At 73.9% G+C, this 16880-nt stretch carries 15 protein-coding genes and 1 pseudogene; 5 read left to right on the plus strand and 11 right to left on the minus strand.

All coding sequences use genetic code 11. The features are described 5' to 3' along the window. Positions 1 to 153: 153 nt before the first annotated feature. Positions 154 to 2067: a condensation domain-containing protein gene (locus ABZ951_RS01440; protein WP_344095569.1), complete on the minus strand. Its 1914-nt coding sequence runs from the start codon at positions 2065 to 2067 to the stop codon at positions 154 to 156. Positions 2068 to 2396: 329 nt separating this feature from the next. Beyond that, positions 2397 to 3116 (minus strand): phosphatidylserine decarboxylase, encoded by a 720-nt coding sequence (locus ABZ951_RS01445; protein WP_344095571.1) that lies wholly within the window; start codon positions 3114 to 3116, stop codon positions 2397 to 2399. 361 nt (positions 3117 to 3477) lie between these two features. Between ABZ951_RS01445 and ABZ951_RS01450 the strand changes: the two genes are divergently transcribed. Continuing rightward, complete coding sequence (locus ABZ951_RS01450) at positions 3478 to 4011, plus strand: GNAT family N-acetyltransferase (protein ID WP_344095573.1); 534 nt, start codon at positions 3478 to 3480, stop codon at positions 4009 to 4011. 22 nt (positions 4012 to 4033) lie between these two features. On the opposite strand, the gene ABZ951_RS01455 is transcribed toward ABZ951_RS01450, so the two are convergent. Next, positions 4034 to 4234, minus strand: coding sequence for a hypothetical protein (locus ABZ951_RS01455; RefSeq protein WP_344095575.1), 201 nt, complete (start codon positions 4232 to 4234; stop codon positions 4034 to 4036). 157 nt (positions 4235 to 4391) lie between these two features. Here ABZ951_RS01455 and ABZ951_RS01460 point away from each other — a divergent pair. The 3 genes and pseudogenes from ABZ951_RS01460 to ABZ951_RS01470 form a co-directional block, all read left to right on the plus strand. Further along, a pseudogene (locus ABZ951_RS01460) lies at positions 4392 to 5541 on the plus strand (DUF692 domain-containing protein); the annotation flags it as partial. 153 nt (positions 5542 to 5694) lie between these two features. Next, positions 5695 to 6666 carry a TIGR04222 domain-containing membrane protein gene (locus tag ABZ951_RS01465; protein WP_344095577.1) on the plus strand — a complete coding sequence of 324 codons (972 nt, stop codon included), beginning with the start codon at positions 5695 to 5697 and terminating at the stop codon, positions 6664 to 6666. A gap of 28 nt (positions 6667 to 6694) precedes the next feature. Continuing rightward, positions 6695 to 7600: a TIGR04222 domain-containing membrane protein gene (locus ABZ951_RS01470; protein ID WP_344095579.1), complete on the plus strand. Its 906-nt coding sequence runs from the start codon at positions 6695 to 6697 to the stop codon at positions 7598 to 7600. A gap of 19 nt (positions 7601 to 7619) precedes the next feature. Here the strand turns inward: ABZ951_RS01470 and ABZ951_RS01475 are convergent, their stop codons facing one another. From ABZ951_RS01475 to ABZ951_RS01510, 8 genes are all read right to left on the minus strand, one after another. Then, entirely contained in the window at positions 7620 to 8639 is a 1020-nt protein-coding gene (locus ABZ951_RS01475) for an RICIN domain-containing protein (RefSeq protein ID WP_344095581.1), read from the minus strand. 69 nt (positions 8640 to 8708) lie between these two features. Beyond that, positions 8709 to 10118, minus strand: a complete 1410-nt coding sequence (locus ABZ951_RS01480; protein ID WP_344095583.1) for a hypothetical protein — start codon at positions 10116 to 10118, stop codon at positions 8709 to 8711. Beyond that, positions 10115 to 10372, minus strand: a complete 258-nt coding sequence (locus ABZ951_RS01485; protein WP_344095585.1) for a hypothetical protein — start codon at positions 10370 to 10372, stop codon at positions 10115 to 10117. The genes ABZ951_RS01480 and ABZ951_RS01485 overlap by 4 nt, the downstream gene beginning before the upstream one ends. 69 nt (positions 10373 to 10441) lie before the next feature. Then, positions 10442 to 10861 carry a DoxX family protein gene (locus ABZ951_RS01490; protein WP_344095593.1) on the minus strand — a complete coding sequence of 140 codons (420 nt, stop codon included), beginning with the start codon at positions 10859 to 10861 and terminating at the stop codon, positions 10442 to 10444. A 207-nt stretch (positions 10862 to 11068) separates the two neighbouring features. Continuing rightward, a complete protein-coding gene (locus ABZ951_RS01495; protein ID WP_344095587.1) occupies positions 11069 to 11713 on the minus strand; it encodes a CBS domain-containing protein in 645 nt (214 codons plus the stop codon). Positions 11714 to 11897: 184 nt separating this feature from the next. Continuing rightward, positions 11898 to 12920 (minus strand): SCO0930 family lipoprotein, encoded by a 1023-nt coding sequence (locus ABZ951_RS01500; RefSeq protein ID WP_344095589.1) that lies wholly within the window; start codon positions 12918 to 12920, stop codon positions 11898 to 11900. Positions 12921 to 13044: 124 nt separating this feature from the next. Beyond that, a complete protein-coding gene (locus ABZ951_RS01505) occupies positions 13045 to 14472 on the minus strand; it encodes an NADH-ubiquinone oxidoreductase-F iron-sulfur binding region domain-containing protein (RefSeq protein WP_361278530.1) in 1428 nt (475 codons plus the stop codon). Between the two features lie 71 nt (positions 14473 to 14543). Continuing rightward, positions 14544 to 15356, minus strand: coding sequence for a hypothetical protein (locus tag ABZ951_RS01510; RefSeq protein WP_361278457.1), 813 nt, complete (start codon positions 15354 to 15356; stop codon positions 14544 to 14546). Positions 15357 to 15693: 337 nt separating this feature from the next. On the opposite strand from ABZ951_RS01510, the gene ABZ951_RS01515 reads away from it, so the two are divergent. Further along, positions 15694 to 16800 carry a helix-turn-helix domain-containing protein gene (locus ABZ951_RS01515; protein ID WP_344092289.1) on the plus strand — a complete coding sequence of 369 codons (1107 nt, stop codon included), beginning with the start codon at positions 15694 to 15696 and terminating at the stop codon, positions 16798 to 16800. Positions 16801 to 16880 lie beyond the last annotated feature (80 nt).

Raw genomic sequence — 16880 nt, forward strand, 5'->3', positions numbered from 1 at the left:
CCGGAAACATAACGGGGGAACGGAATAACCTAGGGGTGGGTTCGGGCGCACAAGGGCGCCGCACACCGCGCGGGACGGCAATGCGGACAACAGCATTGCCGAACAGGATGGTCTATTCGGTGTCGGTCGTTCCCGACTCTACCATTAGTGCGTTCACATGACAGGAAGATTTCTCAACAGATATTCCTTCACGCCGGATACGGTAGGTGCCGCCATGAAGTCGACGAGCGGCACGGTGATTTCGAAGTCGGCGGCGACGCGGGTGAGGAAGCGGATGGCGTCCAGGTCCGCGGCGCCGGGGCGGTAGAAGCGTTCGGTCACGTGGGCCGGGGGTGCCCCGAGCACGTCGTGCCAGTGGGCGGCCAGCCGGCGTTCCACCTCGTCCGCTGGAGGCGGGGCGCCCTCCGGCAGCCAGGCGCACTCCTCCGGCGGCGGCAGCGCGCCGGCCGGGTCGCCTCCCGCCGACCGGGCGGCGGCAGCACGGCGAATCTCGGCGAGCGGGCGCTCGATCAGGACGGTGGGCGCCCGGCCGCGGGTCTGCCCGCGGATGCCGTGGGCGTGCGGGCGCGTGCCGTCCCGCCCGGGCGCGAGCGCCAGGTAGCCGACCGGCTCCCGGACGGCCAGGCCGGTGGGGATGCGCCGCTCCCGCATCACCACCAGTGCCGCCAGGACACCGTCGCAGCGCTCCAGTTCCTCCTCCGCCCGCCGGACGTCGTACGCCTCGGCGCCCGGGCCGTGCGGGGTGACGAGCTGCGACAGCCGCGCCGTGGGGTCGGCGAGCGCCGCGCGGAGGACCGACCGGTAGCGGTCGGCCCATGCCCCGGCGGACTCCGGGTCGAAGAGGTGGCCGTCGAGGAGCACGTGGAGCGGCAGGTGGCCGGTGCCGTAGTCGTAGAGCTCGAAGGCGAAGTCCGCCGTCCACGGCACGGGTTCCGCCTCCCCCGGCTCCGGTTCCGGCAGCGGGCCCGAGACGCGCAGGCCACCGGCGAAGTCGAGGACGGGGGGCGGGGTGTTGTGCAAGTGGAACTCGATCTGTTCCAAGGGGTGCGGATGCAGCTCCTTGGCCGGGTCCAGCCCCTCGATGACCATCGGGAACGGCAGCCGCTGGAAGTCGTGGGCGATCAGGCACGCGTCGCGGGTCCGGCGCAGCAGCTCCCGGAAGTCCGGGTCGCCGGTCAGGTCGCCGACGACGGCCAGGTAGTCGGAGAACGGCCCCGTCATCTCCTGCACCGCCCGGCCGTGCCGCGCCGCGGTCAGCGACGTGGTCAGGACCCGGCCGGCGCCCGCCGCCTGCCCCAGGAGAGCGTGGAAGGCGGCCAGCAGCACGACGTAGAGCGTCACGTTCTCGGCGCGGGCGAAAGCGCGCAGTTCCTCGCTCAGTTCGCCGTCGAGCTCGTCGCCGACGAAGAAGCAGTCGCGCCGGCGGCCGGCCGGCCGGGGCCGGTCCAGGGGCAGGTCGGCCGCGGCCAGCCCGTCCAGCCGGGCCCGCCAGCGCGCGAGCTCTCCGGCGGTGCGGCGCTCGTCCCACCGGGCGCGCTGCCAGCGCGCGTAGTCGGCGTACTGCGCGGCGGCCGTCGGCGGCCGGCCGGGAACCCCGTCGTGGCAGGCGCCGTAAAGGGCCATCAGGTCGTCGTTGAGGAGGGTGGCGGACCACAGGTCCGCGGTGATGTGCGGGATCCCGACGAGCAGGAGGTGCTCCTTGCGTCCCATCCGGATCAGCGCCTGGCGCACCGGCGGCCGGTCGTCGAGCCTGACGGGCGCGGACAGCGTCTCCTCGGCGATCCTCGCCGCCTCCCGCTCGCGGAGCCCGGCGGGGAGCGCGCTGAGGTCGACCAGCGGCAGCGCGTCCGCCCGGGGTTCCTCCACCACCTGCATGGGCACCCCGTCGATCAGGGGGAAGCGGGTGCGCAGGCACTCGTGGCGCCGCTGCAGTCCGGCGAAGGCCGCCCGCAGCGCGGCGGTGTGCAGGGTGCCCTCGAGCCGGACGATCGTCGGCTCGTGGCTGAGCACCCCTTCGCAGCGCTGGTCGAAGATCCACTCGCCGAGCTGGGTGACGGAGAGGGCCATCGGACCGTCCCGGGGGGCCGGGGGGCCGCTCGGGGTGAACCGGGCGGGCTCCGGCCCGGGGGGTCGTGAACGGTCGGCGGCCCCTCGCCACGGCCAGAACCTCACAGTACCGTCCTCCTGTTCGTCGTCCGCGGGGCGGCGTGGGTGGATGGGTCGTCGGCCGCCGCGGCGGGGCCGGGAGGGCCGGTCCGGGGAAACGGTCCTTCACCGGCGGCCGGCTCGGCCCGGAGGCCACGCTCCGGGGCTCGGGACGGCACGGGGAGCCAGGGCGCAAAAAACGAGGGAGGCACGGCCCGCGGCGGCGGATCCCGCGCGGCGCCGCCCGGCGGTCATCTCCGGTGGACCTTCACCAGCGGGTCGATGCCCGCCTTCACATGCCGCCCGACGTCCTGGAGGGGGGTGTGGGAGAACGCCTCGGACACCGGGATCACCAGCTCGACCTGGGATCCGTAGCGGATCTGGGAGAAGCGGCGGCCCTGGCTGCGGTAGACGCCCTGGCGCTGCCGGAAGGGCGTGATGGAGTCCACGTCGTAATCGGCGATCTGCAGCATCCAGTAGGAGCCGCCCAGGCCGGGCACGTCGACGCGGTTGATCATCCGTTCGTTGCGGTGCAGGTAGCCCGCGTTGGCCGGGTCGATGCGCAGCTGTTCCAGAACGTCCTGCTCCATGGCCAGCATCGGGAGGTTGAACGTGCCGATGGGCTCCGCGAGCGTGAACGACAGCCGTCCGCCGTAGGGCATCCGGTTGATATGGACGTCGAAGAACGTCATGAAAATGCCGATGACCAGGCACCGGTGGGCGAAGGAGTCGTCCCGCAGGGCGGTGCGCAGCGCATACGGCTTGCCCTTGATATCGATGATGGACTCGTCGGGGTCGACCACCTTCTGGTAGACGACCACGCCGTCGGCCGGGGAAAAGAAGTAGCGGTGATCGACGTAGGCGGCCCGGGCGGGGTCCCTGAAGAAGTGGTACTGGGAAAGCCACTCGATCGGCTTGTCCCGGTACGGCGCGACCTCGGCGTCGATCCATTCCTTCAAGTCCTGAGCCATGAAACCCCTCATCGGAAAGACGACGATTTCGCTGCGGACACCGGAACCCCACCGGCGAACGTCGATGGTTAGCCGTTCAATCAACGTGTCGGCGTGCTCACCGTGGTACTCCAACACAGAACCGGCGCTTTCCAGAAGCGGTGGATCCGGTCATATTCCCCACCCATAGTCCTGAGGTACTGCCGACGCCCTGAGCGGCGCGCTTGTCCGGCGATCACAAGCGGTCACCACGGGCCGCCGGGGGTCCGGCCGCGGTACCGGGCACCGCGATACCCTCGGACCCCTGGCGGATTCCGGTAATCACCAGCACAGAGGGGTGCCGATTAACGTCGCGGCCCTTGCTTTCGACAGGATGGACCCCATGACCGAGATCCGCACCCCCCGCCTCGTCCTGCGCCGCTGGCACGACGACGACCTCTTCCCCATGGCCGAGATCAACGCCGACCCGCGGGTCATGCACTGGATCGGTGACGGCTCGGTCCTCGACCCGGACGCCACGGCGGAGGCCATCGAGCGCTGGGAGGAGGAGTGGGACGAGGAGGGCTTCGGCATCTTCGCGGTCGAGCTGCTCGGCTCGGGCGAGCTGGCCGGCGCGGTCGGCCTGTCCGTCCCCGAGTACCTGCCGGAGGTGCTGCCCGCCGTGGAGATCAGCTGGCGGCTGGGGCAGCAGTTCTGGGGACAGGGCTACGCGTCGGAGGCCGCCCACGCCACGCTGGAGTTCGCGCTCCAGGACCGCGGGCTCGACCGGGTCGTCAGCATCGAGCGGATGGGCAACGAAGCCTCCGAGAACGTCACCCGCAAGCTCGGGATGGAGCCGGAGCGCGAGACGACGCACCCCGAGTTCGGCCACTCCCTGCAGATCCACGCCATCGACCTGACCCAGTACCAGGCGTAGGCCGGGCCGGCGCCCGGCGGCGTCATCGGGCGCCCACGATGTCCACGTAGGCGATCGTGTCCCCCGACGGCGAGGGCACGGGCGGGGACACGGCCGGACTCGGCGGGCTGCTGCGTTCCGGCGCCGGGTCACGCGGCTGCGGGACATCGGCGCAGCCGGTCAGGAGCACGGCCGCCAGGGCCGCCAGGCCCACGGCCGCGGTGAGCCCACGAGTGATCATCATCTGCCGGACCCTACCCGCCCGCACCCTGGCCCGTCCCCGGAAAAGTCTGCGCTCCCTCCGCTGAAGACATAGATGATCAAGGTTTTGTAAGGTACGCGAGGGGAATTACCCGCGTATCGAAGACACGGCCACGGGTTGAGCACGGGGGGACGGGGCCATGAAAACGCTGGGGACAGGTATCGGCTGGCGGCCGGAGATCGCCGAGGACATCGCACGCCTGCCGGGCGTCGACTGGGTCGAGGTCGTGGCGGAGAACATCTGCCCCGGCCACCTCCCCGACGCCCTCCAGCGCCTGCGGGACCGCGGCACCACCGTGATCCCGCACGGCGTCTCGCTCGGCCTCGGCGGCGCCGACCGGCCCGACCTCGGCCGGCTGGTCGCCCTCGCCGAACGGGCGGAGGCGCTCGACGCACCCCTGGTCAGCGAGCACATCGCCTTCGTGCGCTCCGGCGGCCCGCTCACCGGGACACCCCGCGTCGAGGCCGGGCACCTGCTGCCGGTGCCCCGCACCCGCGACGCCCTCGACGTGCTGTGCGAGAACGTCCGCATCGCCCAGGACATGCTCCCCGTGCCGCTCGCCCTGGAGAACATCGCCGCGTTCTGGTCATGGCCCGGCGAGGAGTTCACCGAGGGCCGCTTCCTCACCGAGCTGGTCGAGCGGACCGGGGTGCGGCTCCTCGTCGATGTGGCCAACCTGCACACGAACCACGTCAACCGCGGCGAGGACCCCCGCGCCGCGCTCGCCGAGCTGCCCCTCGAAGCCCTCGCCTATGTGCACGTGGCGGGCGGCTTCGAGCGCGACGGGCTCTGGCACGACAGCCACGCCCACCCGGTGACCCGGCCCGTGCTCGACGTCCTCGCCGAGCTGTGCGCCCGCGTCACCCCGCCGGGCATCCTGCTCGAACGCGACGACCACTTCCCCGAGGCCGGCGAGCTGGCCGCCGAGCTCGACGCGATACGCGCCGCCTCCCGCGAGGCACAGCGTGTCTGACCCCATAGGCACCGAAAGCACCATAGGCACCGCAGGCACCGACGCCGCGCGGCAGCGGCTCGCCGCCGCCCAGCACGCCGTGCTCTCCGCGCTCGTCACCGGCACCCCCGTGCCGGACGGCTTCGACCACCGGCGCCTGGAAGTACAGCGGCGGGCGCTGCTGGCCAAGCGCGCCGACGTCGCCGCCAAGGTGGCGCCCGAGCTCGCGGACCTGCTCGCCGGCGACTTCCGGGCCCTGTTCCTCTCCTACGCCCGGACGCACGCCATGGCCGGCGGTTACCGCCAGGACACCCTGGACTTCGCCCGGCACCTGCTCGACGACGACACCCTGGCCGCCGGAGAGCGGCGGCGGCAGCTGTCCGCCTGGCTGGCCGGGCACGCGGCACCGGCCTCCCCCGGCGCCTTCGGCCGCCTCGCGGCCGCCCTGCGGGGCCGACGCCCCGCACGCACCCGGAAAGGCACCTGACCGATGGCCGTCGCCCTCACCGTGCTCCTTCTGCTCCTCGCCCTCGCCGCCTCGGCGTGGCTGCACACGGCACGCCGCCGGGCCCGGAGGCCCGGCACTTCCCTGCCGCCCGGCCGGGAGCCGGACCTGCCGGAGGTGGCGTACCTGCTCGGCGGCCGGGGCCGGCTCGCCGACGCGGTGATCACCAGGATGCACGAGGACGGTCGGATCACCTTGGACGCCCGGGGCAGGATCGGGGTGCGCGACGCGGTCGCCCACCACCCCCTGGAGCGGGCGCTGCTGGCGCGCTGCGGTGCCGACTGGGCCGTCTCCCTGCGCCGGCTGCGGACGTCGTTGCAGTTCGACGACGCCGTGGACGCCGTCGAGAGCTCGCTGGCCGATCTGGGGCTGCTCATCTCCGCGCAGGCGAAGGCGCGATGGCGCCGGGCCGCCGCTCTGCACGTGGCCGCGCAGGCGGTCGCCGCCGCCGTCGCCGTCGTCCTGCTGTTCCGGCCGGACGTGTACCCCGCGCCGTTCGTCCTGCTCGCGGTGGCGGCCGGCGGGGTGGTGCAGTACGTCAAATGCCGCCCGCAGGACCGGCGGATCGACCGTACGGATCGGGGCGAAGACGTCGCCCGCGCCCTGCGGGCAGGCGGCCCCTGGAGCGTCCTCGATCCGGAGCTCCACCCCGAGGGGGCCGCCGGTGTGGTCGCGGTGGGAGGTGTGGACGGCCTGCCGGGCGGATTGCTGCGCCACCATCTCAGGAAGGCCGCCCGAACGCGCTCACGCGGGCCCGGCCGCCGGAGCGGCGCGCCCTCTTCTGCTCACCACACCACCGGCTTCACCGGCTCCACCTGCTCCGGCTCTTCCAGCTGCTCCAGTTGTTCGAGCTGTTCGAGCTGCTCCGGCGGGGGCGGCAGTTGCTCATCCGGCAGCTCGTGCTCCAGCTCCGGTTCGAGCTGCGGCAGCAGTAGCAGCTGCTCCTCTTCTTCCTGACCCCCGTGCCGGAAAGGCCGACAGCCACATGATCATCGCTGCCCTGGTGGCGCTTCTCGCGCTCCTCGCCCCCTCGGCCTGGCTCTGGCACGCGAGCCGCCACGCCCATGAGCCCAGAGTGTTCGCCAAGGGGGTGCCCGGCTTGCTGGAGACCGCCTACCTGCGGGACCACTGGCAGGGGGTCGCCAACACCGTCATCGTCGGTATGCACGAGGACGGACGGATCGCCGTGAACGCCGAGGGCCAGGTCAAGGTCGTCGAGGCGGTGGCCCGCAACGACGCGGAACGCGCCCTGCTCAAGCACTGCGGTGCGGACTGGTCCACCGGCCTCGACGAGCTGCACTGGGAGCTGCGCACGGATCCCGCGGTGAGGGCCTACAAGGAAGCGGCGGTCCGCGAGGGCCTGCTGGTGGCACCGGGAACGATGACGGCCTGGCGCCGGGCGGCCGGTCTCCAGATCACGGGCACGGCCGTCGCCGGGCTGATATCGCTGGTCATGGCGTTCCATGTGGACTCCTATCCCCTGCCGTTCCTCCTGATGGCCCTCGTGGCCGCGGGCATCGTCCTGCGCGTGAAGTGCCACCTCCATCTCGACGATCACGAGCTCACCGACCGTGGCCGGGAGTACGAGCGCCAGGTGCTCCGGGCCGGTGTGTGGACCGACCCGAGGCCGGGCGCCCACCCGCCCGGGGCGGCGGCGGTCGTGGCGGTGCGAAAGGTCAGCGCCCTGCCCGACGAGCAACTGCGCACCCAGCTGCAGAAGGCCGCGATCTGGCAGGCCCCCTCGTACAGCTACACCTACTCGACCTCGCCCTCCGGCTCCAGCTCCGCGTGCAGCAGCAGTTCCAGTTGTTCTTCCAACTCGTGCTCCTCCAGCTCGTGCTCCTCCAGTTCCTGCTCAAGCTGCAGCAGCGGTTCCAGCTGCTCGTCGTGACACCCCGGCCGGCGGCGGCTCACAAGCCGTGATTGCTGGTGATCGTAGGCATGGCAGCCGGAGAAGCCACGGGGTCGAAGTGGAAGACCTGCCCCGGCTCGCCGGACGCGCAGGGGAGCTGGAGGACCGCGGTCCACTCCGTCCGCGCGCCACCGGGCACGGAGACGCAGGCGTCCGTGTGCACCGGCACGATGCGGTAACCCCGGGCCGGTCCGCCCGCCGGCCGGATCCGGAACTGTTCCCCTCTGCCGCGCTGCCCGCAGTAGTCGTCCTCCATGCGGGTGCCGCCCAGGGTGCTGCCGTTGGCCACGCCCAGGCAGCCGTAGCCGAAGACCGGGTGGAGGGAGCGGATCCGGTATTCCCCGTTCCCCGCCTCTTCCAGGGCGTAGGTGGGGACGGCTTTGCGGCACGCGGCCTGATAGACGTTGCCCGTGTCGTCGCCGTCCCGTTCGGACAGGCACAGGGAGGAGAGGGCGGAACGGATCCGGTACGTCCCCGGCGCGGGCGCGGAGGTGGCGCCCCGGGTGCCCGGCCCGGGTTTCGCCGACACCGGCACGCCGCTGCCCGCCGGTTCACCGTCCCCTCCGCCCATGCCTTCCAGAGCGAGGTACCCGCCGCCCGCGAGCACCGCCAGCACCAGGGCCGCACCGAGCAACCGGCCGGGGGCCGGGGGAAGTCGTCGGCGGGAAGCGGGCCCACCCTTCGCCCCGAGCAACTCCCCGCCCGGCCGGGCGACTTCGGGGGCTCCTCCGCCGGCGAGCCGCTCCCTGGCACGCAGCCAGTCCCCGGCGCGGTGATCCTCGCCGCAGGCACCGAGGAACGCCGTCAGGATCTCGGCGCGCGGGAGGGCGTTGTGGCGCAGGACGCCGGCCAGGGTGCTGCGCGGCAGCACCTCACCGCGCCCGGCGGCGCGCTCCTCCAACTGCCGGTAGGTCAGCCCCGACCGCCGCTTGAGCTCCCGCAGCAGCGCGACGAACGCGGCGGCGTCCCGAGCTTCATGAGGCGACGGCTCCCCCTGCCCCTCCATCTCGCTGCGCATGCCCACATACTTGCCGTGCCCATGTCGCTTGACAACGCTTGCGACAGCCACCTGTGCTCCGCGCCGGCGTCACGGCGTCCGCGGCGCGACGCGGAACACCGCGGCGACGCACCCACCGGCGCTGACGTTCAGCAGGGACGTGCGGGACAGACGGGAGATGCACCCCGGGGAGTCCGCGCCGAAGAGGAAGGGATCGGTGCTCTCGGCGTACTCCTCCGCCCGCAGCCGGCCCCGGACCAGAACGGGGTACGAGGCCGTGGGGATCGTCACCCGCTCCTGGACGACGTGCGGGGACAGCAGGGCGCGGCCCAGCGCGGCCTGCCACTCCCGGTCCGTCGTCTCCCAGCCGAAGAGGACGCCCCTGCCGCCGTAGTCGTCGTTCGGTTTGAGGACGAGGCGGTCGCGCCGGTCGCGGGCCAGGGTCATGAGGTCGGTCCGGTGCCCGTCGGGGCAGGTGGTGGTCCCGGCGCGGACGAGGCGGGTCCACGGCACGAGTTCCCGGGCGGCCGCCGCCTCCGGCTCAGGCAGGAGGTCGCCGGCCCGCGGGTCGGTGAGCAGGGCCAGGACCGACTTCTTGTGCGCGAGGTGGCTGGTGTAGGGGTTGACCATGACGCACGCCCCGGCGGCCCAGGCGCGGGTCAGCGGGTGGTCGGTGAGGGTGTGTCCGTAGCGGGAGAGCAGATCGTTGAGCAGGACCCGCCGGTGGACGACGGTGATCGGGCGCCTGCGTCCGTCGGGGTCGCGGGTGTACAGCCCGCGCCCCGTCTCGTAGTGCAGGTCGTCGGGCGAGCAGACCACCGCCGGCACGCCCCGGCCCTGCAGCTCCGCCCGCAGCGCCTCGAACTCCCACGCGAACCCGCTCTCCCAGTCCACGACGGCCACGTGCGGTTCGCCGCCGGGGGCCCCGCCGGTGCGCCAGGCGCTCACCAGGGAATCGGCCGTCCACCGGCACCCCGGGACGGCCTCCACCCGGTACTCGCGGCGGAACGTCTCCATCACCGGGACGCCCGCCCAGATGTCGCAGAGCAGGTCCTGGGAGACGATGCCGACCGGGCTGTGGGAGTTGTACTCGACGAAGGCCGTGCGGTCGGCGGTCCGGAACCCGTCGAGCCGGGACTCCTGGGTGAACGGCCCGGTCAGAGGGGCCGTCCCGGCCAGCGCCGTCTCCTCGGGGGTCAGGGCCAGGTGCTGCCGTACGAGGTCGCCCGCCGCGCCGGTCCGCAGGGCGTGCGCGGCCAGCCGGTGGATGGCATCGGTGAGCCTGGCGCCGTCCGCGCACACCCTGGCGTGCTCGGTGTCGCTCATGAACCGTGGGCGCAGCACGTGCGACAACAGGCGGCCCCCGGGGGTCAGGCCCGCGGCGCGCTGCCCGTCCCGCAGGCGGTGGTGCGTGGCCCTGGCGCTGTCCTCCTGGCCGAGCAGTTCGTGGAACCGGTGGACGGCCGCGTCCAGGGTCCCGGCCACGGGCGCTGTGGTCATCGCGTGCGGGGCCGGGGGCCGGTGTCCGGGTGGTCGAGTTCCTCGTCCGGGCCCGCGGCCAGGAGGTCGTGGGCGCCCTGGACGACCTGCTGCGGTGTGAAGCCCTGCCCTCCGGGGACGGCCGTGCGGGCCTCCTGGACGGCCTCCTTGACGGACATGCCGAGGCTGAGGCAGTCCACGGCTTCCTTCGCGACGGGGTACAGCGGGCCGAGCACCTCGGCCGCGGGGTGCGGGTCGTGACGGTTCGAACCCATGTCGTCGTCCTTACCACGGCGGATAACCGACAGTGACATAAGACCACAGGGTGCGAGGGTGCGCGCGGCTCAGTGAAGGCTGAAGAGCGGGCCGGTGAGGGTCAGGCCCAGGTCGTGGCCCGCGTACGCGAAGAAGGCGAACAGGATCAGCGACGCGCCCATCAGGGCGATGTCCTTCTCGAACTGGATCATCTCCTGCTGGCGCATCTGCGGGTCGCTCTCCTTCCAGAACGCGTGCATGAGCAGGGCCGTCGGGAGCAGGAACACGGCCAGCAGCAGCGCGCCCAGGTCCGCCCATACGCCGAGGACGACGCTCAGCGCGCCGGCGAGGAGCAGCACTCCGCTGCCGGCGGTGGCCGCTGCGGCGGCGGGGACACCCTTGGCCGCGGCGTAGCCCGCCATGACCTTGGTCTGGGTGAGGTGTCCGGCGGCCGAGCCGAGGAAGAGGAGTACGAAGAGGATCCGGCCGATGAGGACCAGGACGTCCATGGCGACCTCCGACATGGTTATGTGAAGTCGGGACCATCCACGTCCAGGCTACGTCCGTCACCGCCGGGCCGCTCGTGCGCACCCCGGGGCCCCGGGGTGCGGGCCGGTGCCGCCCTCCGCACGCCGGAGGGTGCTCGTCCGCCGGTCCCGCGGCGGCGTTCACCCCTCTCCGGCCGGTCTGCGCGGAGCCGGGGCGGTGCCGGCGCGTCAGACCGTCACGTCGCTGCCCGACGCCGACCGGGACGCGGCCCCGGCCGTGCGGTCGGTCACCGAGACCACGCCCTCCACCGACCGGCACAGGCGCAGCACGAGCGGGACGAGCTCGGGCGGCTCGATCGTGCCGCTGAGCACCACCTGACCCTGTTCGACCTCGACGCCCACCGCCGCGGGGCTGACGCCCGCGACCTCGTGGAGGACCTCCTCGACGATCTCCGCGCGGATCGTCCTGTCGTCGCGCAGGAACACCCGCAGCAGATCGCCCCGGCTGACCATGCCCACCAGACGGCCGGTGCCGTCCACCACCGGCAGCCTCTTGACCTTGCGGTCGTTCATCAGCCGGGCCGCGCCCACCACGCTCACCTCGGGTGTGGTGCAGATGGGGGGACTGGTCATCAGCTCCCCGGCGGTGAGCGCGCCGGGCTCCGACGGCGGGGAGGGGAACCCCTGGGCGGCCTGGATCCGTACCAGGTCGGCCTCCGAGACGACTCCGACGGGCCGGCCTTCGCCGTCCACCACCGGGACGGCGGTGATGTCGAACTCGGCCAGCAGGGTCACGATCTCCCGGAAGCCCGTCTCCGGCGGCACCTGGACGACGTCCTGCGTCATGACGTCCTTGACGGCCCGGTGTTGCATGGCTCCTCATTCCCAGCGGTCTCGGCGGTCGGGCGGACCGGCGGCCGCCGCGGGGAGCCGGGTGCCGGTCCGCCACGGGCGTCGCCGCCGCGCCGCCAGGACCTCCATGCAATCACGTCGTCCCTGGCCAAAGGGACGGCCGGGTGAGCGCCGGGGGTGCCACCGGGCGTGTCGCCGGGCGGGTTCAGCCCTTCGGGGTGGTCACCTTCTTGCCCTGGTCGTCAACGGCGAACCACACGCCCTGCTTGCCCTGCCCCTCGATGTCGCCGGCCTTCTTGTCACCGGTGAACCAGTAGACCGGCCAGCAGTCGACCGCGAGCTGCTTCGTGCCGTCGGGCCGGGTGACGGTGGTGATCAGCTTCTCCGGTACGCCCTGGACCGCGCTCTTCTCGACGGGCCGGGCGGGCTTCCAGGTGTCCAGGCAGGCGTCGTTGCAGGCGAACTTCATGGGCCAGGCGCTGTCCTTGTCGAACCGGTAGAGGGTGCGGCCCTGGCCGTCGACGAGGATCTTGCCGAGGGTCGGCTCGGCCTTGACGGAGACCCCGGCGACTTCCTCGGCCTCCTTGCCCTTGCCGGCCTCCTTGCCCTTGTCGGCTCCCTTGTCGGCTCCCTTGCCGGGCTCCTCGCCTGCCTTCCCGCCCGCCTTCTTGCCGTCGGGAGCGAACGCGTTCCAGGTGCCGCCGACCCCCTGGCCCTTGGTGTCCCCGGGCGCGGTGTCCTTGGCGTAGCGGTAGACGGGCCAGCCGGCGAGGGTGAGCTGCCGGGTGCCGTCGGCGCGCTCGACCTCGCCGAGCTCGGCGTCCAGGCCCATGGCGGTGCTCGCGTCGCCCGCGGGGACGGGCGGCCACGCCTTGGCGCAGTCGCCGTCGCACCGGGAGGCGGGCGGCTCGGCGGTGTCCTTGTCGAAGCGGTAGAGCGTCCAGCCCTTGCTGTCGGCGACGACGGAGCCGATCCCGGGCGCCTCGCGGACCGCCAGCTGCTGGGCGGGGGCGTTCTTGGCCCCCGCGTTCGCGGCGGAGCCGCCGGAGCCGTAGCCACCCGAGCCGGAACCGGCCTGTCCGTACCCGTCGCCGGCCGTCGAGCTGCTCCCGGCCGCGGCCTTGCCGTAGTCGTCCTTCGCGGACGAGCCACCGCCGCCGCATGCCGCCGTCAGCACCATGACCGTGATCGCCGCCCCAGCGAGGGAGGCGTGACGCAGCTTGTTCATGAACTGTCCTTTGCTCGTGGCCCGGCGGTGGTCCGCCGTTGCCGTGGAAGTACGGGGCCGGGCCCGTGGGCGCTCAACGGGCCGGGAAATTTGTCACTGGAGGACAAGAACCGCGGTGAGTGGTTCACCCGGCGGCTTCGACGCGCAGGGCGAGCGCCGGGCAGCGGCGCACCGCTCTCAGCGCCCGCGGGCGCATCCGGGCCGGGACGGGGATGACGGCCCGCTCCGGGTATCCGTCCGGGCCCAGCCGCAGCAGGCCGGGGAGCAGGTCCGCGCACAGGCCGTGCCCGCGGCACAGTGTCCAGTCGACCAGCAGTTGTTCGCGGGGGAGGCGGACGGCGCCGGTGGCGGCGAAGGGGCGCGGCGCGGCGGGCGGCCGCTCCTCGGCGGGCAGCGGCAGGGCCCCGAGGACCGGGCGCCCGCAGCCGTGCCCGAGGGCGTGGGCCGCGAACTCCTCCGCGAAGACGGCCAGGGCGGAGGAGACGAAGCGGGTGCTGCCGTCGGGGTGCCCGCACGCGCCGCGCCGCTCGACGGCGGACATCCGGGCCCGGACGGCGTCCAGGGCCCGCTGGCCGCCCCCGCCCGCGGCGTCGTCGAGCGCGCCGGCGAGGGCCGGCAGGCCGAGGGCGCAGGGCCCGCACTGGCCCGCGGACTGTGCCGCCAGCCACCGGGCCACCCGGACCGTCTCGCCGACCGGGCAGGTGGTCTCGGGCAGCGGCAGCACGGCGCCGGCGCCGAGGTCCCCGCCGGCCGCGGCGAGGGAGTCCCGGGAGACGGTGGCCGAGCGGACCGCGCCGGGCGGCAGCCAGGTGCCGTGGTAGCCGCCGACGAGGACGCCCTGGCCGGGCGCGGTGCCGCACAGCTCCAGGATGTACGGCAGGGGCAGCCCGGTGGGGGTCTCCACGGCGTGGGTGCCGGCGACGGTGAGCATGACCGTCCCGGGCTCGGTGGGCAGGCCGGCCGCGCTGTAGCCGGCGGCTCCGAGGCGGGCCGCGAGGGCGAGCTGGGCGAAGGTCTCGGTGTTGGAGAGCAGGGTGGGCGCCCCGCCCAGACCGCTCTCGCTGGTGCGGATCCTGCGGCCGGACGGCAGGGCGGGGCCGCCCTCGATGCCGCGGACGAGGGCCGTGCTCTCGCCGGTGACGAAGCGTTCGGGAAGCAGGGTCACGCCGGTCGCCGGGCCGGTGGTGCCGCGCTCGGCTATCGCGCGGCCGACCGACGCGCGGACGTCGGCCCGGGTCACCCCGACCACCACTTCGTGCGCGCCGAGCGCCCGGGCCGCGAGCAGGGCGCCGTCGAGGACGAGGTGGGGCACGTACAGCAGCAGGGCGGTGTCCTTGAGGCAACCCGGCTCGCCCTCACTGCCGTTGACGACGACGGCGCCGCCGGTCCCCTTGCGCCCGAGGGCGTCCGCGACGGCCCGCAGCTTGCGGGCGAAGGGGAACCCGGCGCCGCCCCGGCCGCGCAGGCCGATGTCGTCCGCGAGCTCGGCGAGTTCGCCGGTGCTCAGGCCGGGGGCGGGGCCGTGCACGGCCAGGTGCGCCGTCCGGTCCATCCAGGCGGTCTCGTCGAGCCCGGCCAGCAGGCGGGGCGGTCCGACGGCGGCCAGTCGCGGCACGCTCCGGTTCACGGCCGCCCCCCGCGCGCCTCGCGCAGCCGGAGCCGCAGCCGCAGTGTCAGGGCGAGGACGACGCCCGCGAGGCACAGCGCGTACGCCGCCGTCACCCAGCCGGCCGCGGGCCGGCCGGCGTGCAGCCCGTGCACCAGGGCCGCGCCCCACGCGGGGTAGGCCGCCATGTGCAGGGCGCGCCACAGGCGGGAGCGCCCGACGCCGGTGAAAGCGCTGCGCGCGGCGCCGGTGACGGCGACCGCGAGGAAGAGGTAACCGGCCAGTGTGCCCAGCCCGATCAGGAACGGCTGGGCATTGTCGGTGAACGGGACGGCCGCGGCGGCCGTACTGATACGGTCCTCGGCAACCTTCACCCAGACGTGCAGGGCGAGGAAGCCGAGCCCGGCCACGGCCAGTCCGCGGTGCACGCCCTGGGCGAAGAGTCGGTGGGCCGAGCCCAGCAGCCGCCGGTCGGTTGCGGCCAGCCCCCACAGCACGGTGGAGGTGAGCGAGACGAGCGCGAGGACGCCCGCGCCGAAGTCGAGGAAATCCTGCGCCCGTTCGGCCGCACCGCTCCGGGCGGCGACGGCGAGGAGCAGCAGGATCGCCGCGGGCAGGGCGGGCCGGACCGATGGCCGGGTCTGCGGCCGGGCGCGCGGCCGGGGCCGGGGGGTCCGGCGGCGGGCGCCCGGGCGGGCCCGGCCGCCGGCCGGGGGCGGTCCGGAGCGGTGGGGCGGACCTGGCGGAGGGGTCGGGCCAGGCGGCGGGGCCGGGGCGGGCGGAGCAGACAGACCAGATAGAACGGACAGGAGTGTTTGCGTTCGCGACATATGCACCTGGATCTCCTGCGGACGGTCGGCAAGGGCTCCGGTAACTGCCCGTGTTCCTGAGAAATCCGGAAATCCCTCGCACCGGCGGTATACGCCGACAGGGCGACCGTCGAATTCACTCGATGTGACCGCACGACCACTCAAGGTCCGGCGGCGGAATGTGCAGAAGCATCGTCCAACTTCGCGGGATCTTCATAAGGTTTATCGCGCTGTGACAAATTCACGCGCGGCTGTCCCCATGGCAGCGGCCGGCTGCTGATGATGCCCACTCAGGCGGAAGGACATGCCGGTCTGTTTCCCGGTCCTGCCGCCCGGTACAGAAGTCCGGAGGTAGACGATGTGCGAAATCCTGGACCGCATCTGGTCGCGGCCGCGCGGTGAGTGGACCCGCGTCCTGAGAAGGGAACTTCCCGCGCTCGCCGCGCAGGTGGTCGACGAACTGCAGCGCGGCACCCCCGCGTTCGCGGCGGTGTCCCGGCGCATCGGCGAGGAGGCGACGCAGGCCGCCGTGGAGCAGGCGCTGTTGCTGACCCTGGGGCTCCGGCCCGCCAAGGGGGCGGAGGCCATACCCGCGCCGCGGCGAAAACCGGGCGGGGTCGTCACGCCCATGCCCGGCGCCCGCCCGCGCCAAGTCCTCTTCGCGGCGCTCGCCGACGACCGGCACATCCCCCTCGAGGTCCTGGCCGAGCTGGCCGACCGGGCCGGCTGGCCGCTCCCCCGCCGGGTGCGGGCCGTGGTGCTCGCCCACCCCGGCGAGGCGCCGTCACCCGCGCCCCGTCTGGTTCCCCAGCCGGCCGCCCAGCTGGCGGCCGCGCTGGGCCACGGCCTGCCCGGCACCGTCGAGGGCGAGCTGTGCCTGCTGATCCCCGACCCGGGGCCGCGGGCACGGCCGGCGCTGGAGGCGGCGCTGCACGGCCGGGTGGCGGCGGTGGGCCACGCGGTGCCGGTCACGGATGCCGCCGCCTCGCTGCGCTGGGCCCGGCGGCTGCCGGGCCTGATGGCGGCGGCGGGCGGCCCGGTGGAGCGGGTCACCTTCGTCGACGACCACCTCTCCGAGCTGCTCCTGATCCAGGACGCGTCCCTGGCGCGGGCGCTCTCCGCGCGGTGGCTGCGCCCGCTGGAGGACCTCACGCCGCGGCAGAGCGAGCGGCTGGAGGTGACGCTGCTGGCCTGGCTGGAGAGCGGTGGCGCGCCGGAGGCGGCCCGGACGCTCAAGGTGCACCCGCAGACCGTGCGCTACCGCCTGCGGCAGATCGAGAAGCTCTTCGGGCCGGCGATGCGCGAGCCGCGGAGCAGGTTCGAGCTGGAGCTGGCGCTGCGCAGCCGGCGGCTGCTGGCGCGGGCCCGGCAGCTGCGCTCACGGGCCCAGGGCCCCGCGCGGGCCCTGGGCGCGGCCGTCCACCCGCTGGGCACGGCGGGCCGGGCGCGGGTCAACGGCCTGTGAGACGGCGTGGCGCGGCGGCCCCGAACTCGGCTGTTCGGGGCCGCCGCTGTTCCCGGCGCGCGGTGGGCAGGGGATGGGGA

The organism is Streptomyces sp. NPDC046215 (assembly GCF_040646215.1).
GTDB classification, from domain to species: domain Bacteria; phylum Actinomycetota; class Actinomycetes; order Streptomycetales; family Streptomycetaceae; genus Streptomyces; species Streptomyces stramineus.

Coding starts and splice junctions, on each gene's coding strand:
- ABZ951_RS01495 (WP_344095587.1), bottom strand. CDS start 11,713: ATGCAACACCGGGCCGTCAAGGACGTCATGACGCAGGACGTCGTCCAG.
- ABZ951_RS01490 (WP_344095593.1), bottom strand. CDS start 10,861: ATGGACGTCCTGGTCCTCATCGGCCGGATCCTCTTCGTACTCCTCTTC.
- ABZ951_RS01505 (WP_361278530.1), bottom strand. CDS start 14,472: ATGGACCGGACGGCGCACCTGGCCGTGCACGGCCCCGCCCCCGGCCTG.
- ABZ951_RS01510 (WP_361278457.1), bottom strand. CDS start 15,356: ATGTCGCGAACGCAAACACTCCTGTCCGTTCTATCTGGTCTGTCTGCT.
- ABZ951_RS01465 (WP_344095577.1), top strand. CDS start 5,695: ATGGCCGTCGCCCTCACCGTGCTCCTTCTGCTCCTCGCCCTCGCCGCC.
- ABZ951_RS01480 (WP_344095583.1), bottom strand. CDS start 10,118: ATGACCACAGCGCCCGTGGCCGGGACCCTGGACGCGGCCGTCCACCGG.
- ABZ951_RS01445 (WP_344095571.1), bottom strand. CDS start 3,116: ATGGCTCAGGACTTGAAGGAATGGATCGACGCCGAGGTCGCGCCGTAC.
- ABZ951_RS01440 (WP_344095569.1), bottom strand. CDS start 2,067: ATGGCCCTCTCCGTCACCCAGCTCGGCGAGTGGATCTTCGACCAGCGC.
- ABZ951_RS01475 (WP_344095581.1), bottom strand. CDS start 8,639: ATGCGCAGCGAGATGGAGGGGCAGGGGGAGCCGTCGCCTCATGAAGCT.
- ABZ951_RS01450 (WP_344095573.1), top strand. CDS start 3,478: ATGACCGAGATCCGCACCCCCCGCCTCGTCCTGCGCCGCTGGCACGAC.
- ABZ951_RS01470 (WP_344095579.1), top strand. CDS start 6,695: ATGATCATCGCTGCCCTGGTGGCGCTTCTCGCGCTCCTCGCCCCCTCG.
- ABZ951_RS01515 (WP_344092289.1), top strand. CDS start 15,694: ATGTGCGAAATCCTGGACCGCATCTGGTCGCGGCCGCGCGGTGAGTGG.
- ABZ951_RS01455 (WP_344095575.1), bottom strand. CDS start 4,234: ATGATGATCACTCGTGGGCTCACCGCGGCCGTGGGCCTGGCGGCCCTG.
- ABZ951_RS01485 (WP_344095585.1), bottom strand. CDS start 10,372: ATGGGTTCGAACCGTCACGACCCGCACCCCGCGGCCGAGGTGCTCGGC.
- ABZ951_RS01500 (WP_344095589.1), bottom strand. CDS start 12,920: ATGAACAAGCTGCGTCACGCCTCCCTCGCTGGGGCGGCGATCACGGTC.